Raw genomic sequence first — 23,411 nt, 5'->3', positions numbered from 1 at the left:
GTCAGACTCACAAGCAGGGATATTTCTGTAGACCTTCGAGCAGATAACCGAGCTGCGCCGGTGTGATCACCACCGTGCCGTCAGCGGCTGACGGCCAGATGAAGCGGCCGCGCTCCAGCTTCTTCGTGAACAGACAAGCGCCCTGGCCGTCACGCTAGATAAACCTTCCTCGCTCCAATTTTTTCGTGAACAGGCAGGCCCCCTGGCCATCGTGCCAAACGACCTTGATCAGATCGCCGCGTTTGCCCCAAGGCGGCGCATCCTCGGATGCTTACTTTTGTCCGGAAAGTTTTGGCCGCATTGAACTCATCAAATAAGGATTTGCGCCGCGCGGACGAGCACGCGGCGCTTTTATTCGGCAGGGAAAGCAGCTTCGTCTAAGCCTTTGGCCATATTCGATGAATTCTTGCTCCACAATCTCTGACGGGCCAGCGCCGGCAGGGCAGAGGAGATTAATCCTTCAAGAGGCTTTTGTTCTCAGTCGTCGGCACGTACTGGAAAGTGTCTTGTCCTTGCTCAATGGCCGGACCGGAGCCGCCTTCGTAAGCGAGGTTCCAGCTCGTGACTATCTCAGTGTTGTTGCCGTTGACCTGTGCGTAGCCGGTCCATCCGGTTGCGGAATTGCAGTTCTCCGTCGAATTGTTCCAGCCGACCGAAAATGCGATGAACGTCCCGTTTACCCTTCCTGTTAGCGGATAGGGCGAGTTCTGGCATCCGGTGCCCTGGGCTCTGTTTACATATTGGCCGGAGACATTTCCGAACGAGTCGACTTGAATGATCATCGTCGAGCCGGACTGGTTCTGCCAACTGCTGGAAGCCGATGCGATGCTTGAAAAATCCTTGAAGTTGCTTGCATCGAAAGCAAGAGCTGAGGTTGCTACAGCAAACACAAGTGCTGCAACTGCATTAGTACGGATCATGGTTTTTCCTCCTGATGTGCGCCGACCGTCGGCGATCGTACCGAAGGTTGCATATAAACTCGTAATAATCAATCAATCCGAGTAGCAATTTCCCGGGTTGAGAAAACCGAAAGACGGGCCGCGCGTTGCGTGGCGCGGCCCGAGAACGAGCATCAGGAGTGAAGACTTACACGATGCAAATTACGAACGGGATAGCGCAACGCTAATATTTGACCATCATTGGAACGGACAAACTGCATGGCCGCAACCCCGAGAGCTACCTCACGGACGTCCTAACCCAGATCAAAGATTAACCGGTAGATAGGCTTGAAGACCTGTTGCCGTGGAATATGCTTCCGACGGTCTCCACTGCGCAAAAGGCCGCCTGATGGCTCGTTCGATGCATATCTGCACGATCGAAGACGTGGCCACCATGACCGGCGAGAACCTCGAACTGCTCAGAGAGATCGTATCCATCCGAGCAGGGCCGCGGGATTTTGGGCGCCGCGCGTAGTAACGTCGGTTCATGGAGATCGGATCGAACTGCACGGAGATCGGGTGAGAATCGGCGCCGACGGTACGCCATCACATGACCGCGACAGACCCGATCATCCGCCAACACTTGCCGATCGTGCATGAGGCGATGCATCACGTCACCCATATGACCGTGCGCAACCGCGGCACCTTCGGCGGCAGCGTCGCGCATGCGGATCCAGCGACCGAGATGCCGATGATGACACGGTTCCTCGGTGGGACGGTCATCGCCTCCTCTCAGCGCGGCAGACGCGAAATACCTGCAGCCGATTTTTTGTCGGATCGCTGGTCAACTCGTTGGAACCGGACGAGTTTGTAATTCGCGTCGAGCTCGACGCGATGAGACCGGATGCCGGATGGGGATTTGAGGAGTTTGCAAAACGCCACGGGGACTTCGCACTCGCTTGCTTTGCGACGACGCTGCATTGTGTAGATGGCAGGGCGTCTGACGTTCGCGTTGGCATGATGGGCGTTGGTGAAACCCCGCTGCGGCTTGAAGAGATCATCGAGGACGGATGTTTCCGAGCCGGCTCTCGATACGGTGGCGGATCGCCTGGCTGGAATCCTCACGCCCAACACGGATATCCATGCCTCTGCAGATTACCGCAGGCATCTCTCAGGCGTCCTTGCCAAACGGGCCCTTCGCGCCGCCTGGAGCCGCGCGAACCACGAAAGGCTTCAAGCAAGATGAGTGAGAAGACGATCACCGTCAGCGTCAACGAAGCGTATATGACGCGCACGATCGAAGCACGAACGCTGCTGAGCCACTTCCTGCGCCAGGATCCTTTGCCTGACCGGAACCCATGTCGGGTGCGAACATGGCGTTTGCGGTGCCTGCACCGTCATTCTCGATGGAAGGAGCGCACGCTCCTGTCTGATGCTTGCAGTGCAGGCAGACGGGAGCGAAATCGAAACCATGGCCAGGGAAGCGTCGATACTCGGACGAATCCAAGAAGCGTTCCGCCAGCATCATGGCCTGCAATGCGAATTTGTAGGCCCAGTTTCATCGTTGGCGATCATCGACCTTCTTCGCCACCATCCGCTGGAAACCGATGATAAGATCAGGGAAGCGCTCTCAGGAAACATCTGTCGTTGTACGGGCTATGAAAACATCGTCAACGCCGTCCGCGAACTGGCTAGCAAGAGAGGACCTTAAGATGAAGATGCATTTTCTCGAGGCCGGCCGCCTTCGTATGCGCCGGTCCATCTACGTCCCTGGGGCGCTGAAGGAAGAAGCGATTGAATTGCCGGTTCACGCCACCCTGATGCGCCATCCCCAAGGCAACGCGCTGTTCGATAGCGGATGCAATCCAGAGGCCGCCATCGATCCAGGCGCGCGATGGGGTGGGTTAAGCAAGGTTATGACCCCGATCTTTTCGCCAGAGCGGACGGTCGTTCATCAGTTGAAGACTCTTGCTCTCGATCCCGAGGACATAGATGTTGTGATCTGTTCACATCTGCATCCCGATCATTGCGGCTGCAACGCGTACTTTCGGCGCGCAACGATCCTCTGCCACGAAGCGGAGGCGCAGGCCGCCACGGCAAGCGGTGCAGAAAATCAAGGCTATCTTCGAGGAGAATGGGACCAGCCCCAGGGTTTCCAGACCTTCAATGCCGAGCATGACGTCTTTGGCGACGGGCGCATCGTCTTGCTGCCCATGCCGGGTCATACCCCCGGAATGACCGTCGCCCGTGTCGAGCTGGAAAAAGATGGTTCATTTATACTCGCTTCAGATGCTGCCCCGCTCCAGGCGAGCGTCGACACCGGTATCGCTCCGAGAAATACTTGGAACATCGAACTCGCCGCAGAGGCACTCGCTCGCCTGAAAGCTCTTCGGGAGCGGGGAGCTTCTATCATTTTCGGCCACGACGACGCGCAATGGCAAGAGTTGCGAAAGGGTGTGGAGTTCTACGAATGAGCCAGCAGGACCATTCCGTCGAGCTGCGGCCCAAACTTGTCGGCAAGCGGGACAAGCGCACCGAAGATCCACGTCTGCTGACGGGTGTTGGTCAGTATGTCGATGACATGGCGCCGCGGTATGTTGCATATCGCATTGCGACGCTCCGACCAGCCACATGCCCGAATCCTGAACATCGATGTCGGCGATGCGTTCTCGGTGCCCGGCGTCGTCGCGATCTATAACGCGAGCGACCTGGAAGGAGAGATCAAACCTGCCATACCGACCTCGCGTATGCCTGGTTATTACGCCACCCCCATATGGCCACTTGCACGCGGGAAAAGGTGGCCGTTCTATCGGATCGTGTCCCAGTACGTGGCGTAGGTGACGGTAGGGAGTAAAGCCGAGCGCCCGCGCGCTTCTCGTTGCGCTGTAGCGGGTGACCGGCTTTGCGGGCGGCCATCAGTGTTTTTCCGCTAGGGTCGGGTTGTTCAAGACCAACCTGACGGAAAGATCACCGATGACCAATGACATGATGAACGTGCGCTCCCTTGTTGAGAAGAGTGCCGATGCAGATTTGTTGCGTGAGATGATCGGTCTTGCTGCCGATCGGCTGATGGAGCTGGAAGTAGGCTCGGCTACGGGTGCAGACTTCGGTGTGAAGAACTCGATGCGGCTCGCACAACGCAATGGCTACCGTGACATCGGGAGACGCGGGCTGGCACCGTCGAGCTTCGCATTCCGAAGCTGCGCAAAGGCAGCTACTTTCCGAGCTTCCTTGAACCGCGCCGCATGGCAGAGAAAGCTCTGACGGCCGTTATCCAGGAAGCGCATATCCAGGGAATCTCGACTCGTTCTGTCGACGACTTGGTCAAGGCCATGGGTATGAGCGGCATCTCCAAAAGCCAGGTGAGCAGCCTAACATCGGGACGAACGCAATCTGCGGGGCGAAGGTGGCTGCGACGGCCATCCTCATCAGCGGCTGGAGATAGATCAGATAACCGCCCACGGTGACAAGGATGCCGATCTGGAGTAGCGGCTCGGAGATGCTGGTCCCAACGAAACTGCCCACCGGTTCCGCTTCCGCAAAGACGATCGACAGCTCAACCCCCTCGAGCGTGGATTCCGATGGCGGCGTCTCGGCCCGATGCAGAACGCGCGCCCCGAGCCAAAGCGTGCTTTTTTCGCCCACCCAGCTTCTTTAGAGGTTGGAGGTGAATTTATCGCGCCCTTCAACACTGCGACCGCGAGATAGAGGGAGACGAGAAAGAGAAGAGACCGGTATGACGCTTGCTCGGTCGCCTCATTGACGATCCGGCGCTGGAGTTCGAGAGGCGCCGCGCCGATAACGAAAAGAGCCAGGGACAGCCCTGCGACCAACGCCTGATGACGCCTTCCCATCAGCCAGATGAAGCCGAATAGTTCGGAGAGCATCGAATCCGTCGCGCCATTTGCGGGACGCGGCCGGACAATTAAATCCTGGAGGGCCAGATGTTCATCGCGCACTCACGGGTCAGAGAGAGCGCTCGACGCGCCCGGTTCGGGAGTCGTCGGATGGCCTCACCAGTAGGACGCTCACGACCGTCCCCACCATGAGGATCAGGATGACGAGGAGAAGCCTCGACACGACGGCGTCTGCGATGACCCTGACAAACATGACGGAAACTCCAGGGACGATTTCATAGTTTGAGAGAGCTCACCATGCGGTATCCAGGGTGATGTTGTTTACCACGCCGCCGACGCCGCGGATGCTTTCCGCCGCCACCCTGGCCGCCGAGCATTCCAGCTCCGTCTCGACCTCTCCCCTCAGGGTCACTGCCCCGTCGGAGACGGTCGCATTGACGATGGGGAACCTTATTTCGAACTCGGTTTCCAGGCGGCCACGAACGGCCGTCCCTAGGGCCTCGTCGCCGGAAGCAGTACACTGCCGTCGAACATCGAGAAGCGCTCGCATCGAGTCGTGACGGCTGATTATGCCGGCGAGTCTGCCGTTCGGTGTTTGATGTCGTGGGCCTGCAGGAGTTCTGCGAGCTGGCTCGCGGTTGCGCTCGGGGCGGCGCTGACGACGGGCGTCGACATCACGTCCTTGACGCGCCAGCTTCGGGCCTTCACATAGTCCGCCAGTGCATCTTCGCGGTCGCGCGTATGCGGTACCGCCCGTCTCGCCCAGGATGACGCCACCCGGCGCAGCAGGTCTCCCCGGTGACGATGCCGGTGAGCCGCCCTTCGCCATCGATGACGGGCACCGCGCCGATCTTGCTGGCGTTGACGATCTCGACGGCTTCCCTGACGTTGTGTCCCTCGTCGAGCGTCGTCACGGGGTCGTCATGATGTCTCTAGCAAGCATCGCGCTGTCTCCTTTTCGATCGGACAATTACGGAGCCAACTTGTTGAGCGCATTGACGTGGATCAAGGCAGACACGAAGCCGCGGGAGGCATCCTTCACGCGTCGTCGTCTCTGAAGCCTTCCGACGAAGTGCGGCGTCAGGCTCGCCCGCATTGCAACTTATTGAGGATCGAGGCGTTACGGTTCGGTCTCGTCCTCGCGCGGCGTACCAAATTCTTCCCGCGCCGTCGCAAGGAGTCTTATGCAGCAACCCGTCAAGCTGGTATCCGTCGGCACCGCCGTTCCGCCACATGTCATCGACCAGCGTGACGCGGCGCGAGCCTCGCACACCGCGTTCTCATCGCGATTTGGCGATTTCGAAAAGCTGGCAAGGGTGTTCGAAACCTCGGGAATTCGGCGCCGCTATGCCGTCCGGCCGATCGAGTGGTATCTCGAGACGTCGGGATGGCCCGAACGAAACCTCGCTCATATCGAGGGCGCTGGTGCAATGTTCGTCGCCGCCGCCAGCAAGGCTCTCGTGTCGGCGGGCATTGCAGCAGGCGATGTCGACACGATCGTAACCGTCTCCTCGACTGGTATTGCGACACCTAGTCTGGAAGCGAGGGTAAGCCGAGAACTGGGCTTCCGGGACGATGTCGAACGGGTTCCCGTGTTTGGCCTCGGCTGTGCCGGCGGAGTCTCTGGGCTTTCAATCGGGTCACGGCTGGCGGCATCCCGGCCAGGCTCAGTCGTGCTGGTGGTCGCCGTCGAGACCTGCACGTTGGCATTTCGCATGGACAAGCTTACGAAGGCGAACATCGTGGCGACCGCCCTCTTCGGCGACGGGGCCGCCGCCTGCGTGGTGCGTGCTAGTGAGACCGGTCTGGCCGAGGTCGAACTTGCAGGCCAGCATACGTGGCCCGACACGCTAGACATCATGGGATGGAGCGTCGATCCGGAGGGTCTGGGCGTGATCTTCGATCGTGCGATACCACCGTTCGCCGAAACTCATGTGCTGAAGGGCGTAACGTCCATACTCGCCCGATCAGATCTTGCTCCTGCCGACGTTGACCGGTTTGCGTGCCACCCCGGTGGATCAAAGGTTATCACCGCCTTGGAATCGGCGCTTAAACTAAGCCAGGGAACCCTCGACCAGGAACGTGAGGTTCTCTCGGACTATGGGAACATGTCCTCGCCAACCGCGCTGTTCGTACTCGAGAAGCTTCTTGCGCAAGGACTACCCAGGAGAACTGTCCTGACGGCGATGGGACCGGGCTTCACCCTTAGCTGCCTCTCGTTGACGGCTGCAGCATGACCCGGCGATCATTCTCCAGGACGTTTTAAGATCGCATCGTTTGCAGAACGAACAGGACTCGAAACACGTAGCTGACGCTGCAAAGGCTGCGATTGCCGTGGGACACCCCAAGTCGAAGGCGAGGTTGCCACCTCGCACTCGAATCCTTTCTCTTGCGTGCCGGCGTAGCTGCGGCAGTATGGCTGGTGGTAGTCGCTACCCAATCCGGTCCTCTGTCGCACTAGGAGGAGCGTGCCCAGCGCCAATTCTGGATTTCCGGCAAGTCTTCTCCACGCTCCCGCACGAACGCCCGGTGCTCGTCGAGCTTTGCATGCAAGGCTGCCGTCACATCTGGCACCTTTTCGGCGAGGCCGGGCACGCGCGCGATCGGTCGCGATGTCTATCTGCGTGTATCTGAACCATGCGATCCAGCCATGGCACTGAATGTGCATCGGCAAACAAAAGCGGATTTACAACCAACGTTGTCAGATACGTCTCCCCCAAGCGGGATTGATGTCTCGGGGGCCAGTGTCTCTCGATTACGCCTGTCATCGATCGCCGACCTCGGCAGGCCACAAGGAGTGGGAAACTTTGATCTCCTACGCACTTTGCTCATCGCTTCCCATTCCTAGCTGCATTGAAGCGTATCTGGGGCAGAGTGACTTCAAATAGGCGCTTCAGCGGAGTCCACCGACCGAGGCACTGGATGTTCGCAACCAACTGCCGCTTTTCCGGAAGATGATGAGTTAAGGTGGCAGGAAACGGAATAAGACTGGTTGACGAGAAGCCCGGGAAAAACAACAGAAACTGGTTCGAAAGTTCTTGTTCGTTCATCAGCGCTTTTTGTTGGATTGTGAGAGCACGGATCCTGCCAACTGCTTGGTAGCAGTGCTGTATTTCGTGCTCGATAGAACCTGCGAAGCCTTGTCCTCCATCGCAGCTCCTGTCTGCTTTGAGGTGCCCGCCTGCAAGGGCTCTGTTGCAAGATCGACTCCGACTATGTCCTGATGTACCCGGCGATCCGCCCCGGCAGCTACGTCCTCATTTCCGTGACCGACACCGGCACCGGAATGACGTCCGATGTGATGGAGAGGGCTTTCGACCGTTCTTCACCGCGAAACCGACGGGCTCGGGAACGGGGCTTGGGCTGAGCATGGTCTACGGTTTCGCAAAGCAATCCGCAGGGCACCTGCAGCTCTACAGCGAACTTGGCGAAGGGACGACGGTGCGCCTCTTTCTTCCACGCGCCGACGCCGGAAAGGATTCTCATCCGAACGAGCAGCGGGCTGAGGAAGCCCCGCCTCGGGGCACGGAAACTATCCTGGTGGTCGAGGACGACGCGAGAGTTCGCCGAGTGACGGTCAGCCGCCTGCAGACGCTTGCCTACTTCGTGATCGAAGCTACGAACGGGATCGACGCGGTGAAGGAGCTGGAGGCGGGGCATGACGTAGCGCTCCTGTTCAGTGATGTGGCCATGCCGGGAATGAACGACGACGAACTGGCCCGGAATGTCCGGGAGCGCTGGCCGAGGGTGAAAATTCTCCTGACGTCGGGCTTTTCTGAACCCCATGCCGCGGACAAGGAGATCGAAGCGGGCGCCGGCTGGCTGAAGAAGCCGTACACTGCATCGGAGATGTCGACCCGTCTCAGGCTGCTGCTCGCCACGAGGCCTAATAGCGATTCTGCTCGACAGCAGGATTTCAATTTAGAAAAATCAAACCCAAACCTCAATCGCGCTGCCGTTGCGGGGACTCATATCTTTCTTCGCGGAAGATCCCAGCCTACGTCGCCACCCAAGGTCGCTCTCCAAGAACATCAATGGTCGCCTTGTGCTCGCGACGGAGGCTCTGCAACGGGTGGTGCGGAATTTCGTTCCGAAGACGAGATCTGCGCGCAAGTCGATCAAGGAAATTGGGCTCTATGCGAAGGGCGCTCAGCGGCGCCCTTGCTGCTGAGTGTGGGCAGAGCAGTAATGTCTAGCCAATCCCGATATTCGATCACCCGACCGTCAGTCGGTCGTCGAGAGTGCTGATCCCTGGAGCGGACCATGCAGCGCGCTCCGCCGCCTGCCGTTCCGACCAGGTCTTCACCTTGCCGGAGAGGATTACCTTTCTGCCTTGGACGTCGATTCTGATTGCATCGGCCTCAAGAGCGGCGTCGCGCTGGAAAGCATCCTCGATGCGTTTCTTGACATCCACCGCCGTAATATGCGGCTTCAGCTCCACTAGGTTGGACACCCCTACTACGCCGGCGAGATCCCGCACGGCGTCGTAGGCCGCGTTCTTTTGATATTGCCACTCGACCTCTCCCCGCAAGGTGATCCACCCTTTGAGGACCCGCACCTGCACCGAATCCTTTGGCACGGAAACGTTCCAGTCGAGCATTTTGACAGCTCGCCGGGCGATGTCGTCGTCGTCTGTTTCCTTCGGCCCGAAAATCCGGACCTCGATATCGGCAGCTATTCCGCGCACGCCCTTGACGCGACTAACCACGCGCTCTGCGGCTTCTTTCTCCGCGTAGGAGCGCACGTGACCAGTCAGTGTGACGATCCCGCTATCGACCGCGACGCCGATATCAGCCGCGTCGATGCTGGGCTCGAATTCCATTTCGTCGAGAATGTTCTGTCTGAGTTGAATGTCGTTCATGACAACCTCCTTCAGGTTTGCGACGTGCCGATCGTGACAGCGCCGCAGATTTTCGTCGTTGATCTTCATCAAGCAGGAGAGCGACCTTGGAATTTCAGCGGACAGAACACGGTCTGCGGGCTGCTACTGGGTCTGCACGTCAGCGGCCACGAAGAGGCGGTGGCCGTTCCTCACGACGGTGATGAGAGCACGGGCATGCTCCTTCACGAGTATTGAGAGGAGTTGCCCGACGTCCGTCACCGGCTGCTGGTCGAGAGCGACGATAACGTCGTCCGGCTGCAGGCCGGCCTGTGCCGCGACCGAACCCTCGGCGACGACGACGACGCGGGCGCCGGGACCATCGGGAGAGTTCGCCATCTCGGCGTCGGCGAGAGGGCCGCGGGCGATATGAATGGTACGCGAAGCAGCCGGTTCGGCAACCGGTGCGTCGGACACCACGGGAAATGCTTCTATCCTTCGGCTCGCGCGGTCGATCTGGAAGGACGGCTTGGACTGCAACGGTAGCGATCCCACAAGCCTTCGAACGTCGGACGCGCCGCGCACCGTCCTTCCGTCGACCATCCGAATGACGTCGCCCGGCTGAATTCCTGCATTTGCCGCCGGTGAACCCGGAAGGACTTCGCTGACCAGCGCGCCCGCCCCTTCATCGACGCCGAACGCCTTTGCGAGACCGGGCGTCAGGTCCTGCGTTAAAATTCCCACCTCGCCGCGTACCAACTTGCCGGTCAGGATGAGCTGCCGCATCACGATGCCGACAGTCTCGGCTGGGACCGCAAAACCGATGCCGATGCTTCCTCCGGCGGGGCCGATGATCGCGCTATTGATCCCGACCACGACGCCGTCCACGCTTACAAGCGCGCCGCCCGAATTGCCGGGATTGGTCGACGCGTCCGTCTGAATGAATCCTTCGTACCCCTCCGATCCCACGGCACGGCGCCCAAGCGCGCTTACGATGCCCATCGTCGCGGTCTGGCCCAGGCCGAAGGGATTCCCGATCGCCACGACGACGTCGCCGACGTGAAGCGAGGACGCGCTTCCAAACTCGGCTTGAACAAGATGATCAGGTGGAATTTGAACGACAGCGACATCCGTCTCGGGATCGGCGCCGACAAGTTTCGCTTGGAAGCGTCGGCCGTCGGAGAGCGCCACCTCGATTTTTGAGGCGCTTGCTATGACATGCTGGTTGGTGACGATGTAGCCGTGGACCTCGTCGATGACGACACCCGATCCGGCCGATTGGAAGCTGTGCTCTGCCGGCGCAGCGTCGTCAGGTAGTCCGAAGAACTTTCTGTAGAAGGGATCAGCAAGCGTTGCATCCGCGTCGTCGAGTTCCCTGCCCTGCACCGAGATGCTGACGACGCTCGGCACGACACGCTGGAGCATCGGCGCGAGCGACAGGCTGTCTGCAACGGCTGGAGCCGACAATAGGCTCTCACCTGCGATGAAGAGCGCCGCCAAGGCGAGCAACGAACGCGACATCTCTGATCTCCTTGCGGAAGCGCCGCCGGTTGTCGGCGGACGTCTTGACGAAGAAGCTTTTGTGTAGCGCAAGCAAAGCGCATTGATCCTTGTCAAGGGGAACATCGGCTACGGAACGATCACGGCGGCTCCAGAGACACGGCCTGCGCGCAGATCGTCGAGAGCCTCGTTCGCATGCTCGAGGGGGTAGACGCTGGTGAAGCATCTGACCCCTGCCGCCTTCCCGATCGAGAAGAATTCCGCCCCGTCGCTCCGCGTCAGGTTCGCCACCGAGACGACCCGCCGCTCGCCCCAGAGCAGACGATAGGGCATGCTCGGAATGTCTGACATGTCGATGCCGCCGCAGACCAACGAGGCCGGACGGAAGTTCACGCTTGATCTTGGCGCCGTCTGGACCGGGTTTTCCGGTGAAAGGCCGCCGGTGCCGCTCGACGCCGCCATCATCTTCGCGCCGGCCGGCGAGCTCGTGCCAATGGCGCTCGACGTGGTGCGGAAGGGCGGAACGGTTGCCGACCGGCAAAGATCTCGTCTTGAATCAGAGCGCCCGCGCGAAACGCGGGTGCGAGGTGAAATTAGATGTGGCGCTTGGATATAGGCCGCGTAGATATGGCATGTGGTGCTCCGATTGTGGGATGCGGGTTCGGCTCGAGCATCGACGGTCATTCCGTTCTGACTGCACTGCGTCCCGACACGGCCGTGACGGCAATGCCGTAGAAGACATGAGGAGAGCCATCGGGCATGGGGAACTCCTGGGGCTTTATAGAGCCGATTTCCCACCAGTCCGAATACTTTTGGAGAAGACCACGCGTGGAGCCGTTCGCTTTGTCGCGCCTCGCTGTCAGGAAATTCCTCGAACCTGCCTTCGACGACGATGCTCGTCCACCCGCCGGCGCTCGAACGCTGCTCGATGTGTAGGCAGACCTTGTCGTTCCCCGCATCCAGTCGAGCTTCTTGCCGGGCATGGTGAAGCTATAGGCGACGCCGTTGGAAAAGGCGAAATAGATCGCCGCCACGTAGAGCTGCCCATCCTTGCAGCATGCCAGATGACCGAAACGCTCGTTCTCCAGGATGCGGTAGCACTCACCGGGGTTGATCTCCGTCAGATTGATCGTCATGGCCGTGTCCTCCAGCTTCGATGAAGGCGCGATTATAGGAGCTTCATTGCGCCGCGGCCTTGACCAAGCGCAATGCGAACTCTCTCAGCGGCATGCATCATGACGGAAGTTTAACCTCAGGAGGCAAGCATGAAGCCGCAGTTCCATCTCCCGTTGTCGACCTATCCCGACGCGAGTTCCTTCGCCATAATCGACAATGCTATCGGCCTCGCTAGGCAGAATGACGCCCATCTCGTCGCCAGTATCCCACAAGTCCGGATCCCCCAGGTCCATCCGCCCTTTCCCACCGTTATCGATGTCGAGACATGGCGGGGACAAGCAGAACGGTATAGCCGGGACAGCGGGACTTCGCTGCGGGGACACATCGCCGACGCTATTTCGGAAACTGGCTTCGAGGTGCGAATCCACGGATTCGAGGTCAGGGAACCGTTCGTCTATGAACGCTTTTCTGAAATTGCCAAGTGCTACGACCTTTCCATCGTCGAAGCCTCGGAGCTCTCCCGGCAACTCTCCGAAACGCTGCTATTCGGAAGCGGCCGTCCGCTCGTGCTATTTCCAGCCACCAGCGTCTACTCTCGTGTGGACACGATCGCCGTCGCCTGGGACGGCAGCGCCACCGCAGCGCGCGCCCTTTCCAGCGCACGGGTCTTCATCGAACGCGCGATCAAGGTGCAGGTCATCTCGATCACCGACGACAAGGAGATCGACGAGGCGAACCGCGCCCTCCTGATCTCTTCGTTGAAGCATTCGGGACTCGACGTGGATGACGTATCGATCCAGGCAGGCGGCGAGACCGCGACAGGCGCCATCCAATCGGCCGCGCTGGAACGAAAGGCGGACCTTCTGGTCGCGGGCGGATTTGGCCATTCGCGGCTTCGTGAGTTCATCCTCGGCGGCGTCACTCGAGAACTTCTCGTCAAGGCCGAGCTACTAGTGCTTCTCGCCCATTAGAGGGCGCGAAGGGCGTTTAGAATGACCGCGACGTCGATGGCCTCCTAAAGCAATGCCCCGCCGACTGGCGGAAGGTATTGAAGCCGGTCTTCGAGCGTGATCGTGCCAGCCGGCGTGCCGTCAAACACTACCTTGACACGCATTGCGCTGCCTGACCCGTTAGGCGTCTCCTCCGACGCCGACGCGCACGCCATCGACGATTCCGGATCCCGCGGTCTCGGTCACCTCCGATGGGCGGCTCACTCCCAACCCACGTCTATGCGCCTCGTCCACCAGCGCGCGTCCGACCACATGGCCCGACGCCTGGTCCAGCGAGGCGGCCAGCCGCAGGATCCTGTTAGGATGCTCCGATCCCTCGATGTGGCCGACTTCGGGCTGTCCCGCGGTGAGCGTCCCCGTCTTGTCGAACACCGCCACGGTGGCCTGGACGAGTGCCTCGAGAGGTCCCGCACCCTTCACCAGAACGCCCTCCTTCGCAAGTGCGACGGGTACGGCCAGGATCAACGGACAGGGCGTGGCGACGACCAGCACGGCCACGATCCTTGACAGGTCTCCGGACATGAACGCCGAGACGCCTGCAATCGCTACCGTGGCGAACAAGAACCACACCGAGAACCGGTCGGCCAGTCGCATCAGCTTCGCCTTGGAGCGCCTCGATGCTTCCACGAGCCTCACTATTCCGGTATTCCGGCATAGGTGCTGTCTCGGCGCGACTTAGAACGCGGATTTCGATCACGTCCCCCTCGTTCGTAGCGCCACTTGAAATGTTGCCATCCCTCGCGATGCGCACCCTTAAAGGCTCTCCGGTCAGGACCGCCTGGTCGATCGTCGCGACTTCGCTGACGAGAGCCCCGTCGGCCGGTACGACGTCGCCCTTGCGTATCAGGAGCACGTCGCCGACCGCGATCTTCTCGATTGACCCCCTTGCTATGTAGATCAGCGCTTCGCCTGCCCGGCGCTGGCCGGGGCCAGATCTGAGACCGTGCGATGCAGATATTCGGCACAGGACCCCGCAGGACCATATTCATCTTCATTGTCTTCACGACTTCGAATCAAATCAACTGCTTAGCCTTGAAAGACGGCCTATTCTCCAAACGGAAGTTCAATTTCTTCGCCGTTTCTTTTTCCGCCCTCGGTCAGGACCGTGTTGAGCCGCTCGGCATCTTGTGCTGGCAGCATTCCCGCCCCGGTTCGAATACCTTCTCGCCATGTAGGCCCGCGCCTCCATGCTTCGTTGTAGACGAGCGCCAAGTCGGTAGATCGCCTTGTCTGCTGCAGCGCTTCGAAGAGCAGCGCAGCTTGTCGGATGTCCTTCTCACGCTTCGCCGGCCCCTGCCCGTCCGTGTTTCGGCGGCTGGCGACTATTAGCTTGTGGACGGCATACCGGGACGGATCAGGGACGACGACCGGAACACCGCTTCGGTGGAGCAGCATTGTCCTGACGGGTTCCCTTATGAGGAAGTCGAGAAAGCGCAGTGGATCCGCGCTGGCGCCACCAAGAGCGGGCATCTTCGCCGGCTGATCGATGTAGTCATCCGAACCACGGTTCGACGTCAGGAACTCAACCCTGTAGCCGTCGGCATTCTGAAACGCTGACGATACCGCGGCTCCCGATCGATGTGGAACTGGACGAAAGCTGGCGTCGACGCCCTGCAGCAACTCAAGGATCGGAGGCAGACTATCTTCGACCTCCCGACTGATGGCATAGTCCTGGGCGATGTCAGCATCGCCGGTCAGGATCGCAGCCATGGGAAGACGGACACCGAGCAGTCCTGAATAGCACTGAAAGGCCACCGTGCCTATGAGAATACCCCGGAGCCGAAAGAGACCGCCATCGGCAAGAGCCTCGACGATATCGCCCGACATGGCGTCAGGGGCGATCATCCCGCCTTCGCGGGTCAGGGTATTTACCAAGCGCCTGCGAGCGCGTAGATCGTCCTTGTCCCGCTTATGATCAGCTACGCGCTGTGCGATAACCGGATCATCAGCGGAACCGACGTAACGACGTTTCGTACCACCATGTCCATCCGGGATGTCGAAATACCAGTACTTGCGCCCCTTGATGTTTGCCGGGGTGAACCGACCCTCCGGAGGGAAATCGGCCGTCCAAGCGGCGTCGAGCGAGCGCTGACCGAGCTCAGCGAGCATCGTCTGATACATGAGGTCGATGGACTTCATAGCTCGACTCCAGGGTTATACTGTTTTTCAAAAACAGTATAACGGTCGTGAGGATAGGTCGCAAGATAGGATGCCGCCTCTATCGCCTTGAAAGGACACCTGCAACAAGCTTAAAAGGCAGGCAGCGCGTCACGCTCATCGTTCAAACCGCTCCAGCATTTTTCTCAACTGCGCGTTTTGCAACGTTAGCTTTCTGGCCAGCTGATCCCTGAGCATCCTGATCTCGTCATCGAGGCTCATCCCGTTTGCAGTTTGGATAAATTGGGGATCGTCTGCAATCGCCACCGCTTCCTTGCTGCGGCTCCTTTGCTCGCGCGGTGCGACTCGGCAATTCGCTTGAGCCTAGCGGCATCATTCGCAGCGGTGACGTCGAAACCAGTACCACCTGATATAGCGGGATCAGCGACCTCCACGATTTCGGCAACTTCGCCGTCGACCTTGTCGTGGACATCGCTTTCGGCTTCTTCGGAATGCACAGGCTTGAGGGAAATTGCACCGGGTTGACCGTGACGAGGTAGCTCCGCGCCTGCCGGCCGACCATCGCTATTCAGGCTGTCCTCGGCAGGCGTTTCAGTCGGACCAGAACTAGGCAACGCCTCCGGCGAAACCTTCTCGGTCGAGCCGCTTTCTCGCTTTTGTTCGCGTCCCGGTGAGACCAGTCGGGCAAGAAATTTCCAGGGAGACGCCATCTATCCGACCTCGCGTTTTATCCCGCAAGCAGGCAGTAAGTCTTCATTCCGGCAACAGCTCACCGTCGCCAAATTTTATCTCTTGATAAGCATGGAAATGCGGCCGGCGATTGACCAGCTGCTTTTATCAATCGAGCTTGAGCCGTTTGCGCAGATCGGCATTTTCAGCGCGAAGTTTTTCAGCCAGAAGCTTGCGCAGCCGCTGATTTTCCTCTTCTAACTGCAGGAGGTCCGCCATTTCATCGATCGCTGTCATCGGCGCGGCAGGCGCCGGCTGCACAGCCTTTGGAGCGCGGCGCACCGGTGCGCGTTTGGCACTCGCCGCAGCTTCGACCACCTTTGTCTTGCGCCCTCTCCTCTTCACACCACCGGCGCCGGCCAGAGCAGCTGCTGGCTCTGCCGTAGTGTCAGCTGACGCGGTTTCGAGTGCCGCGGCTTTCTTGGCCCTGGGTTTGCGCTGTTTCTTCGGCGTAATTGGCGTTTCGACAACGGCCGGCACATCGGCACTGGTTGCAGTATCAGTCTCGTCGGCCATGCTCGTCTCCTGTGTATCTGATGCAGTTGTCGACGGCTCAAGAGGCGGTGTCAACAACGACTCAGCCTGATCTGGTTTTGGTAGAGAAATTTCGCTGTTGGATTTGCCACTCTGAGAGCTATCCGACAGAAACGGCATTGCCTCTTTGTCTAGGTCGCGAGCGACGGATTTTAGGTCCACGTTGCCCCAGATCGAGTTCGACCTAGTATCGAGTTTTCGTCTGCCGCTTTTGTACTCGACGGCAAAACTGCGTTGCACTTTTTTCAATATAAAAGCCCTTGAAAAATTCACGGGATGATTTGGTGATGGGGTGGTGTATCCGAAATAACGATTACCGGACTGCCCGTCTATAGCCACGCTCGAATGTCCACCTCACCTTTCCAGGAGCAGAATTCGTGGCCAGTCGAATGGGGGATGAGACGGGTGAGGCTACATTGGCCCTGAACGAAGTCAAACCGTACTGATTCAAAAGTTGCACGTGGGCAACTTATCGGCGAGCTTCCTTGTTGTGCATCGCCGGAGTCTTAAAAGATTTTAACTGCCGAACCCTCAATCGAAGAAGCAATGCGCCTGTCAACCTTGTCTTTCTTTGCTCGCCTGCCGGGCCAGTTCCCTTCGATCCATTATGCGATCTTTTTAGCCCAGAACGTGAACACCGTGGCAACCAGCCAGGCAGCGGCCTTGAAAGCTCGTGGTGCCACAAAGGATCCGTCGGTTGCGAACCCCGCTTTATTACGTTTTCGATTTCCGCCAGCCGGCCGCCCAGGCTTCAAATTCTGAGCAGAACCAACGTTCTCCATACTCGGGACTAATCTTCGTTTGTACGTAGTATCGCTGCCCCGGCACGTGAAAAATGCGTTCGCCTGTTTCGATGCTGATATTGCCCTTGATCTTGCACGATTGTCCGGCGGCACCGGAAGCATTCCATGAAACGAGCAAGTCGCTGGCAGTCATTCCGCCGGCTGCACCGAACGCGAGCGCACCCATGAGCAAGCCCGGCGCCTCGAACAGAACAGATCTCTTCTGCGGATTGCGATAACTGCAACGCATGCCCCCATCCTCATCATTCGCGCGAAGATTGTAACTGCGCTGGAGCGCGGCGACTATCTATCCAAAAGACTTATGTCGACGCTCAGACCTTGCTGGGCCGCCGCGCGAGCGCGGGTGTGCCTGCGATAATTTGTCAGCACCACTGTTCATTGAAGGTTCATTGACCAGAAGCCTCAATGGACCCGTTCCGTCATCGGCGTCAAAGCTCAGGCGGAAGAGAAGACTGAAACGTCAACATCATTGACCGAGGCCAATCACATGTCGCACAAATTGCTTCTCTCCGCTGCCGGCTCGTTGCTTGCCGCTTTCATCATGTCGTCGCCGGCCGACGCGCTAACGATGAAAGAATGCAGCACAAAATATCAGGCGGCCAAAGCTGACGGCTCCGCCAAAGACATGAAGTGGAACGATTTCCGCGCCAAATTCTGTGGCGCGGACGCTGCCGCCGCCGATAAGGAAGACGAGGCGGACGTCGCAAAGACGACCGACAAAGAACCTGAAAAGGCTACGACCGCGGCGCCGAAGAGTGTCAAGTTCCCGAAGGCGATCGACAAGAAATATTCGAGCGAGGCGCCGGCCAAGGGCCGGCTGCACACTTGCGTCGACGCCTACCATGCCGCGAAAGATGCCGGCTCCCTCGGAGATCTGAAGTGGATTCAGAAGGGTGGCGGCTATTGGAGCCTTTGCAATACGAGCATCAAGGCCGCTGGCTGAATGAAGCACTAGCGTTCAAGAACGCGGAAGGCCGCCGCAAGCGGCCTTTTGCTTGCTAATGACCGCCCTATCACGACCGGGTCGTCTTGCCGCAAGCCCGAGCCGTAACCGAACAGTCCGCAAGTAGCGAGGGCCAGCGTTCATTCCTTATTGCCTTGAACGGGTTCGAACTGCGGACCTTGTGCACAAAAAAAATGTAAATGTTCGAAAATCGATTTTTTTAAGTCAAAGCGATCCGTGTCGGTAGTGAGTGGGAGTAAGCAGCGGTCGCAGCCACAACCTTATCTCGCTATGATTTATAAGGTGTCCCGCACATCACTTCTATGACTGCTTTGCGATGGCGGCGTTGACGTTCTTTTGGAATGTCGGATCTGATTTGTTTGTCGTTTGCAGTTCGGCCAACACCTCTCTCACTGAACCGGCAACAGAAGCGTCGACTTTCGGCAATAAAGTGAAGGTAAGCGCGATGTAGAGATTAACGCGGTATTCTCTCTTCGGGTCATTTTCAGTCGATCTGATGATTGCTGAAATCAGTGATTTCACGAGGGCCGCACGCCTTCCGGGATCGGCACTTCTATAAAACGCTGCCAAGCCTTCAGCGTATGTTCGTCTGGACGGGCTGAAAAACTGATCACGCATGGTCGCTGGATCGAGGCTCAGCAACGAGCTCGAAGCCTGATCGGAACTCTGAACTCCTTGCGGGTTTGTGATCGCGCCCTCAAATGTATCAATGTAATTTTCAGCTGCTCCAAGAAGGATAGAAAATGACTCTTCGTCGGTATACTTGGCCTTGTAATAGTCGATCACCGCGAGGGACAAATCTATTTTCTTTTCATCAATAAGATCAAAAATCTTGATCTTGTCGATATCGACTTGATGGGCAAATATCGCTTGTTCCCGTAAATCCTTGCGCAAGTCTAAGAATGTCGTCGCCCCCCATGCCACTAGACCTCCCAGGAGCCCCAGTGATGTCGGAAGCACCACTTTTTCAACGACATCACCCATACACCCCTCCTTTGTATCGCCTTGCTGAGCCAGCTGAACCGTTTGATTTTACGATGCCCGCCGTTACTGATCGGGTACACAGCAGATTGCTCACAGCAGTGATTGCGGCCGCGCCAAATTCACCCAGTCATGCAGGAAGATCTCCTCGAAATATCTCGAAGCCTCCGCGCTATAGATAATGAGACCGGCATCGCGGTTCGTTCCGGTGCCTTCGCCCGACCAGTTCTGGCTGCTGATCACACAGGTCTTGGAGTCGACGATCATCCCTTTGTTGTGGACATTCTTTTGAATGCGCAGGAAGTTAGCGGCGTCGATCCCCGCGTCCTGCAGCTTTTCAATCCATGGCCTGGTCTGGTATTCGCTCGTGATCAGGCGCACATCGATCCCCCGCTTGATCAGGTCGGCGACCGCCGTGATGAGCTCCATGTGCTTTATGTCGCCGGTGTCATCATCGGCCGCGATCGTATGAATATACTGCGTCTGCATGTAAAAGCGGTTTTCAGTGCTTTTGATAAGATCGAGGATCGGCCGTCGGTAGTCGTCGGGCGTCAACAATGGCTTGATCCTGATCTTGCCCGCCACAACCTTCGGCGGGAAAAACCGTTTCGGGGACCTCACCGCCATCTGTATGGCATCAAGGGGCGATTGAGGGGCGACCGAGGGTGTCCCCGCCGCGAGCCCCGCCGCAGCGGTGGCGTTTTGCGCGGCGCGTGCCGCTTCGGCATAGTCGTTCCTCAGATAGGCCTCGAAGATCGTCGCGAGTTCCGGACATTCGCATATGACATGCCAGTCGCGGTCCGCACGCTCGAAGGCCTGCGCAAGCGCTTTCTGATCGGTCGGATCGAGATTGGGCTGGTTCGAGGAGTTGAAATTGCCGGATGACAGCCAGAAGGCGGAACTGTCGCGAACCGCCACTTTGATATGGTAGGCGCTCGGAAAGGCCTTCGCCACCGATTCCTTCCCGAGCCCGGAAAGCGCCCAGGCAAACTGCAGCCTCGTTTGAAGGCCATTTTCCAGATCGGTTTCGGTATCCTCGACGGTCTGCTCCCGCTTGCCGGGCTGTTCGCCAGGCGAATCCAATGTCAACGTCAAATTGCCCGTTGAGCCGAGCGTTTCCGTAACTGCCCGGTCGATATGCGGAGCGGTGAACTCGTACATGCCGATTACCAGGCTTGACTGCGTCGCGCGGATAAACGGGCCGAGCTCGGCCCATCCTTGCTCCGGGCTGATATGAAGCGTCAGAGTGACGTCATACTCCCTTGCTTCCAGACTGTAACCGGGAGGCGGAGTATATTGGACGATAGGTTTCTGTCGCCTCGCTGCGAGCAACCCTGGCGATCCGGCATCACCTTGGAGCAATACCTCTCCAGGAAAGTCGGGCACGGCAAGCTCCTCGCGCACCGTCCCCGAAGCCGCGCTGGCAAACAGAAACGCTGTCCCGGGCGCGCTGAGCTGGGGACGAGGATCGGGCCTGACATCCACCGGTACGTCTCCGAATGAGGTTGGAAGGCGGCTTCTTACGACCTGCACCTCGGAAACAGGCGCCAATACGATGACCGCGCGGCGCGTGGTGATCCAGTCATTCTGGAAGTGCCATCCGACATAGGCCTTCGTTCCACCGGACGCCTTTAGTGTATCGAGGTTGGCATCGAGTGCTGCCTGCGCGGCTATCGGGGTCGCGGCCGCCAGACCAGACGGGATTCGAGCCATCGTAAAGGCACTGCTGCGCAGAGCCGTTGCACGGGCAAGCCACAACGAGCGGGATTGCTGCCGCGTGGACGTCGGCGCTTCAGGCGGCAGATCCGATAGCCGCTCATAGGTTTTCATGTGCTGATCGACAAAGCCTCGCAGTGTCGATCTGCCGCGAGCAGACGGCCGGCCGGGTATGTTTGCGATTCTCGGTCCGGCGACTTGGTCCAGCCAGTTCAGTTGCTGCATGCGACCGAGGACAGGGTTTCTCCAACTGAGATATCCACCGGGCAAAACTTGCCTTGGCGCCGTTATCTTTCCACTGAAACTGTAACGCGCGCCGGATGAAACGCTGGGGTCGTAATATCGTGGCGTGTAGAAATCACTGACCACTACGCCATCGATCATATAGGCATTGTCCTGATCTTCGGAGGGGTCGGCGGGTTCGACGAGGTACTCGAATTTTTCATCCGGCAGATCGATGATCACACCGCCCTTCACCGCTACGGCGGCGGAAGAAACCAGTCTATTTCCGCTGGGGTCGACGAGCATCTCGATGCATTCGTGACTTGCGGTCAACGACCAGGTCCGCCCACCCGTAACCAAGGCGTAGGGCTGCTTGTCGTCCGTCAAATGGAGGCCTTCTGCTCCATCGAAGCCGGTGTCGTCCACCACATAGACCGGCCAGACGCCAAGCGGAATTGCGTCGGGATCGGAGATCGCTGATATCGTGGCGCTGACATTCCATATGGGTTTCAGGTCACGCTCGATTTGCACGCCAATGGCAGCGGCAACACTGACCAGGTCCCGAAGCTGGACGGACGACGATCGGGACGCAAGTCCAAGTCTGATCGGCAGCATGATGTTTTCCCTTTGATCGCGACAAACCGCTAGACGACACGCTGAAACTTCACGGAATTTGCAGAAGCACTTGAATGTCATGATCGGCTTCGCGCCGATCGGAATGTGGCCGCTGGGCTATTCGCCCTTATGGCGATCGTAGAACTCGCACCACTGCTCGAAATCGCGCTTTACGACGTCCGCAGAAAGCTTGGCTTTGGCGAGCACAAAGTTATCCGGTTTGTCTTGAAGGTTTTCGGCGATGGCAGCGGAGACGTTGCCTGAGGCGACATGAATGGAAGCGAGATCCCGCCCCATGGCCATAATAAGATCGGGGTTGTAAGTCCGGGCATTGACCGAGGACAGATCGATCTTGCTGGAGTCTGCAGCGATCCGCCTGACGATGAAACCGTCGTGCGCGGTCAGGAAGGGGTCGGGGGAGCGGAAGCGCCCCGCGGCCAGGACAAGAAGAAGGCGCTCGTATTCTTTGGCAATACCAGCCCACGCCCATGCCGAAGGCACGATCGCCTTGCTCTCCCGGACCACCAAACAGCCATGCCACTCGCCGAAGGCGACAAAACGAGGACGTCCAAGCGAGCCTCCGCCGCGTTGCCGGGCCGCAAACTTAACATCGGTGATCGTTGCGGGCATCTCGGCCAGTAGACCGGCGCGAACCTGGATGGGAACGGTTTCGGGCTCGAGAACCTTCAGCTTGTCGAGACTATCCTCAAAATGGCCTTGCTTTGCCGCAGGTCTCTCGAGCAGAGCCTGCATCCATGGCATCTTGTCTGTAATGATCAAGGCCTTGGGCTTTTCGAGGCCTTTTCGATATCCCCTGAGTAGGGCGTCGATATTATCGGTTAAGCTACTCGGCAGACCTTTAGCCAGCACGAAACTGGTCGCGAGCCGAACGAGATCGTAGGTGTAGGGCAGTTCGGCAGCCTCATCGAAATCGTTGACACCCCACACGAGCCTGCCCTCAGCGTCGCGCCACGTACCCCAATTTTCGAAATGGGCGTCGCCGACCGACAAAACCCTCGGCGCTTTTGGATCCTTCGGTAGGATGCTTTCGATCTGAGTGGCGAACCGGAAACAGGTCGCACGGAAAAACATCAGCGGGTCACTGGCCATGCGCTCATGCTTCTTGACGAGCCCCTGTTCGACAACGTCGCAGTGCTGCCGGAGCCAGTGCTCGTAGCTTTTAACGACGTCAATCACCGACATGCGAGACCTCCCTCCCAACTGCGGCAGACGCACTTCTCCTCTGGCCAACGCAAATGTCACAGTGCCTGGACTTTGCTGTGTAGACGTTACGCAGAAGTAAACACCGAACAACGCTTGCTCGTTCGGTGACAAAACTTGCATATTTCAAGTAATTCTGATGAATTTTGTCCAGATATTAGAGGGCATGATATTATCTTCTTTTGTTTTTATCAATGATTTTTTACACTTTCAACGAGTGCTCTTATTTTCCAAATCATTGTCATTTAACGAGGACAAGCAATTTTACGACTACGATGCGACAAAGCGCCACATCGTCGTAAGCAATCTATGAGCAATTCCATTTCGC

General features: G+C 58.5%; 21 protein-coding genes and 9 pseudogenes. 12 read left to right on the top strand and 18 right to left on the bottom strand.

The genetic code is table 11. From position 1 onward, the window contains the following. Positions 1–7: 7 nt before the first annotated feature. Both tnpB and NE852_RS00290 read right to left on the bottom strand, forming a co-directional pair. A pseudogene (gene tnpB / locus NE852_RS32670) lies at positions 8–247 on the bottom strand (IS66 family insertion sequence element accessory protein TnpB); the annotation flags it as partial. 205 nt (positions 248–452) lie between these two features. Further along, a complete protein-coding gene (locus NE852_RS00290; protein ID WP_004674376.1) occupies positions 453–920 on the bottom strand; it encodes an avidin/streptavidin family protein in 468 nt (155 codons plus the stop codon). Between the two features lie 209 nt (positions 921–1,129). Here NE852_RS00290 and NE852_RS00285 point away from each other — a divergent pair, with 209 nt between their 5' ends. The 7 genes and pseudogenes from NE852_RS00285 to NE852_RS00255 form a co-directional block, all read left to right on the top strand. Then, a complete protein-coding gene (locus NE852_RS00285; protein WP_237358376.1) occupies positions 1,130–1,213 on the top strand; it encodes a transposase domain-containing protein in 84 nt (27 codons plus the stop codon). Positions 1,214–1,488: 275 nt separating this feature from the next. Beyond that, complete coding sequence (locus tag NE852_RS00280; RefSeq protein WP_008534160.1) at positions 1,489–1,752, top strand: FAD binding domain-containing protein; 264 nt, start codon at positions 1,489–1,491, stop codon at positions 1,750–1,752. A 156-nt stretch (positions 1,753–1,908) separates the two neighbouring features. Next, a complete protein-coding gene (locus NE852_RS00275; RefSeq protein ID WP_308821658.1) occupies positions 1,909–2,124 on the top strand; it encodes a hypothetical protein in 216 nt (71 codons plus the stop codon). Between the two features lie 186 nt (positions 2,125–2,310). Continuing rightward, positions 2,311–2,589, top strand: a complete 279-nt coding sequence (locus tag NE852_RS00270; protein WP_008534159.1) for a (2Fe-2S)-binding protein — start codon at positions 2,311–2,313, stop codon at positions 2,587–2,589. Between the two features lies 1 nt (position 2,590). Beyond that, positions 2,591–3,352: an N-acyl homoserine lactonase family protein gene (locus NE852_RS00265; protein WP_004674371.1), complete on the top strand. Its 762-nt coding sequence runs from the start codon at positions 2,591–2,593 to the stop codon at positions 3,350–3,352. After that, positions 3,349–3,673, top strand: a pseudogene (locus tag NE852_RS00260) (xanthine dehydrogenase family protein molybdopterin-binding subunit); the annotation flags it as partial. The gene NE852_RS00265 and the pseudogene NE852_RS00260, both read left to right, overlap by 4 nt. A gap of 178 nt (positions 3,674–3,851) precedes the next feature. Then, positions 3,852–4,252 (top strand): annotated as a pseudogene (locus NE852_RS00255) (transposase); the annotation flags it as partial. 592 nt (positions 4,253–4,844) lie between these two features. Here the strand turns inward: NE852_RS00255 and NE852_RS00250 are convergent. From NE852_RS00250 to NE852_RS00240, 3 genes are all read right to left on the bottom strand, one after another. Beyond that, entirely contained in the window at positions 4,845–4,988 is a 144-nt protein-coding gene (locus NE852_RS00250) for a hypothetical protein (protein ID WP_016737394.1), read from the bottom strand. Positions 4,989–5,027: 39 nt separating this feature from the next. Beyond that, positions 5,028–5,285, bottom strand: a complete 258-nt coding sequence (locus NE852_RS00245) for a BON domain-containing protein (protein WP_008534156.1) — start codon at positions 5,283–5,285, stop codon at positions 5,028–5,030. 154 nt (positions 5,286–5,439) lie between these two features. Continuing rightward, positions 5,440–5,649 carry a CBS domain-containing protein gene (locus NE852_RS00240; protein ID WP_008534154.1) on the bottom strand — a complete coding sequence of 70 codons (210 nt, stop codon included), beginning with the start codon at positions 5,647–5,649 and terminating at the stop codon, positions 5,440–5,442. Positions 5,650–5,919: 270 nt separating this feature from the next. Between NE852_RS00240 and NE852_RS00235 the strand changes: the two genes are divergently transcribed. Continuing rightward, entirely contained in the window at positions 5,920–6,972 is a 1,053-nt protein-coding gene (locus NE852_RS00235) for a type III polyketide synthase (RefSeq protein WP_008534153.1), read from the top strand. A 220-nt stretch (positions 6,973–7,192) separates the two neighbouring features. Here NE852_RS00235 and NE852_RS00230 read toward each other — a convergent pair. Then, positions 7,193–7,339: pseudogene (locus tag NE852_RS00230) on the bottom strand (hypothetical protein); the annotation flags it as partial. A gap of 765 nt (positions 7,340–8,104) precedes the next feature. Here NE852_RS00230 and NE852_RS00225 point away from each other — a divergent pair. Then, positions 8,105–8,983, top strand: a complete 879-nt coding sequence (locus NE852_RS00225; protein WP_016737392.1) for a response regulator — start codon at positions 8,105–8,107, stop codon at positions 8,981–8,983. Here the strand turns inward: NE852_RS00225 and NE852_RS00220 are convergent. From NE852_RS00220 to NE852_RS00210, 3 genes and pseudogenes are all read right to left on the bottom strand, one after another. After that, positions 8,949–9,596, bottom strand: coding sequence for a BON domain-containing protein (locus NE852_RS00220; RefSeq protein ID WP_008534151.1), 648 nt, complete (start codon positions 9,594–9,596; stop codon positions 8,949–8,951). The two genes, NE852_RS00225 and NE852_RS00220, sit on opposite strands and share 35 nt — an antisense overlap. A 123-nt stretch (positions 9,597–9,719) precedes the next feature. Further along, positions 9,720–11,075, bottom strand: a complete 1,356-nt coding sequence (locus tag NE852_RS00215; protein ID WP_258155632.1) for a trypsin-like peptidase domain-containing protein — start codon at positions 11,073–11,075, stop codon at positions 9,720–9,722. Positions 11,076–11,183: 108 nt separating this feature from the next. Beyond that, a pseudogene (locus NE852_RS00210) lies at positions 11,184–11,426 on the bottom strand (alcohol dehydrogenase); the annotation flags it as partial. A 22-nt stretch (positions 11,427–11,448) separates the two neighbouring features. Between NE852_RS00210 and NE852_RS00205 the strand changes: the two are divergent. Continuing rightward, positions 11,449–11,583: pseudogene (locus NE852_RS00205) on the top strand (alcohol dehydrogenase); the annotation flags it as partial. A 151-nt stretch (positions 11,584–11,734) separates the two neighbouring features. On the opposite strand, the pseudogene NE852_RS00200 reads toward NE852_RS00205, so the two are convergent. After that, positions 11,735–12,190 (bottom strand): annotated as a pseudogene (locus tag NE852_RS00200) (pyridoxamine 5'-phosphate oxidase family protein). A 129-nt stretch (positions 12,191–12,319) separates the two neighbouring features. Here NE852_RS00200 and NE852_RS00195 point away from each other — a divergent pair. Continuing rightward, positions 12,320–13,141 carry a universal stress protein gene (locus NE852_RS00195; RefSeq protein WP_008534144.1) on the top strand — a complete coding sequence of 274 codons (822 nt, stop codon included), beginning with the start codon at positions 12,320–12,322 and terminating at the stop codon, positions 13,139–13,141. Between the two features lie 77 nt (positions 13,142–13,218). Here NE852_RS00195 and NE852_RS32560 read toward each other — a convergent pair. The 5 genes and pseudogenes from NE852_RS32560 to NE852_RS00165 all read right to left on the bottom strand — a co-directional run. Next, a pseudogene (locus tag NE852_RS32560) lies at positions 13,219–14,057 on the bottom strand (HAD-IC family P-type ATPase); the annotation flags it as partial. A 167-nt stretch (positions 14,058–14,224) separates the two neighbouring features. Next, positions 14,225–15,319, bottom strand: coding sequence for a GSU2403 family nucleotidyltransferase fold protein (locus NE852_RS00180; RefSeq protein WP_012489416.1), 1,095 nt, complete (start codon positions 15,317–15,319; stop codon positions 14,225–14,227). A gap of 135 nt (positions 15,320–15,454) precedes the next feature. After that, positions 15,455–16,008, bottom strand: a pseudogene (locus NE852_RS00175) (hypothetical protein). Between the two features lie 127 nt (positions 16,009–16,135). Continuing rightward, positions 16,136–16,810, bottom strand: a complete 675-nt coding sequence (locus tag NE852_RS00170; RefSeq protein ID WP_008534132.1) for a transcriptional regulator — start codon at positions 16,808–16,810, stop codon at positions 16,136–16,138. 465 nt (positions 16,811–17,275) lie between these two features. After that, positions 17,276–17,593, bottom strand: a complete 318-nt coding sequence (locus NE852_RS00165; protein WP_008534129.1) for a hypothetical protein — start codon at positions 17,591–17,593, stop codon at positions 17,276–17,278. A gap of 258 nt (positions 17,594–17,851) precedes the next feature. Here NE852_RS00165 and NE852_RS00160 point away from each other — a divergent pair, with 258 nt between their 5' ends. After that, entirely contained in the window at positions 17,852–18,307 is a 456-nt protein-coding gene (locus NE852_RS00160) for a hypothetical protein (protein WP_037174841.1), read from the top strand. 321 nt (positions 18,308–18,628) lie between these two features. Here NE852_RS00160 and NE852_RS00155 read toward each other — a convergent pair whose 3' ends face one another. From NE852_RS00155 to NE852_RS00145, 3 genes are all read right to left on the bottom strand, one after another. Further along, complete coding sequence (locus NE852_RS00155; protein WP_008536756.1) at positions 18,629–19,312, bottom strand: hypothetical protein; 684 nt, start codon at positions 19,310–19,312, stop codon at positions 18,629–18,631. Positions 19,313–19,402: 90 nt separating this feature from the next. After that, positions 19,403–21,862: a phospholipase D-like domain-containing protein gene (locus NE852_RS00150; protein WP_258155631.1), complete on the bottom strand. Its 2,460-nt coding sequence runs from the start codon at positions 21,860–21,862 to the stop codon at positions 19,403–19,405. A 117-nt stretch (positions 21,863–21,979) separates the two neighbouring features. Continuing rightward, positions 21,980–23,065, bottom strand: a complete 1,086-nt coding sequence (locus tag NE852_RS00145; protein ID WP_008534117.1) for a DUF2252 family protein — start codon at positions 23,063–23,065, stop codon at positions 21,980–21,982. Between the last annotated feature and the right edge of the window lie 346 nt (positions 23,066–23,411).

The organism is Rhizobium sp. Pop5 (assembly GCF_024721175.1).
Taxonomy (GTDB): domain Bacteria; phylum Pseudomonadota; class Alphaproteobacteria; order Rhizobiales; family Rhizobiaceae; genus Rhizobium.
The sequence above is the reverse complement of the archived record's forward strand: the minus strand, read 5'-3'. Positions and strand labels throughout refer to the sequence as shown.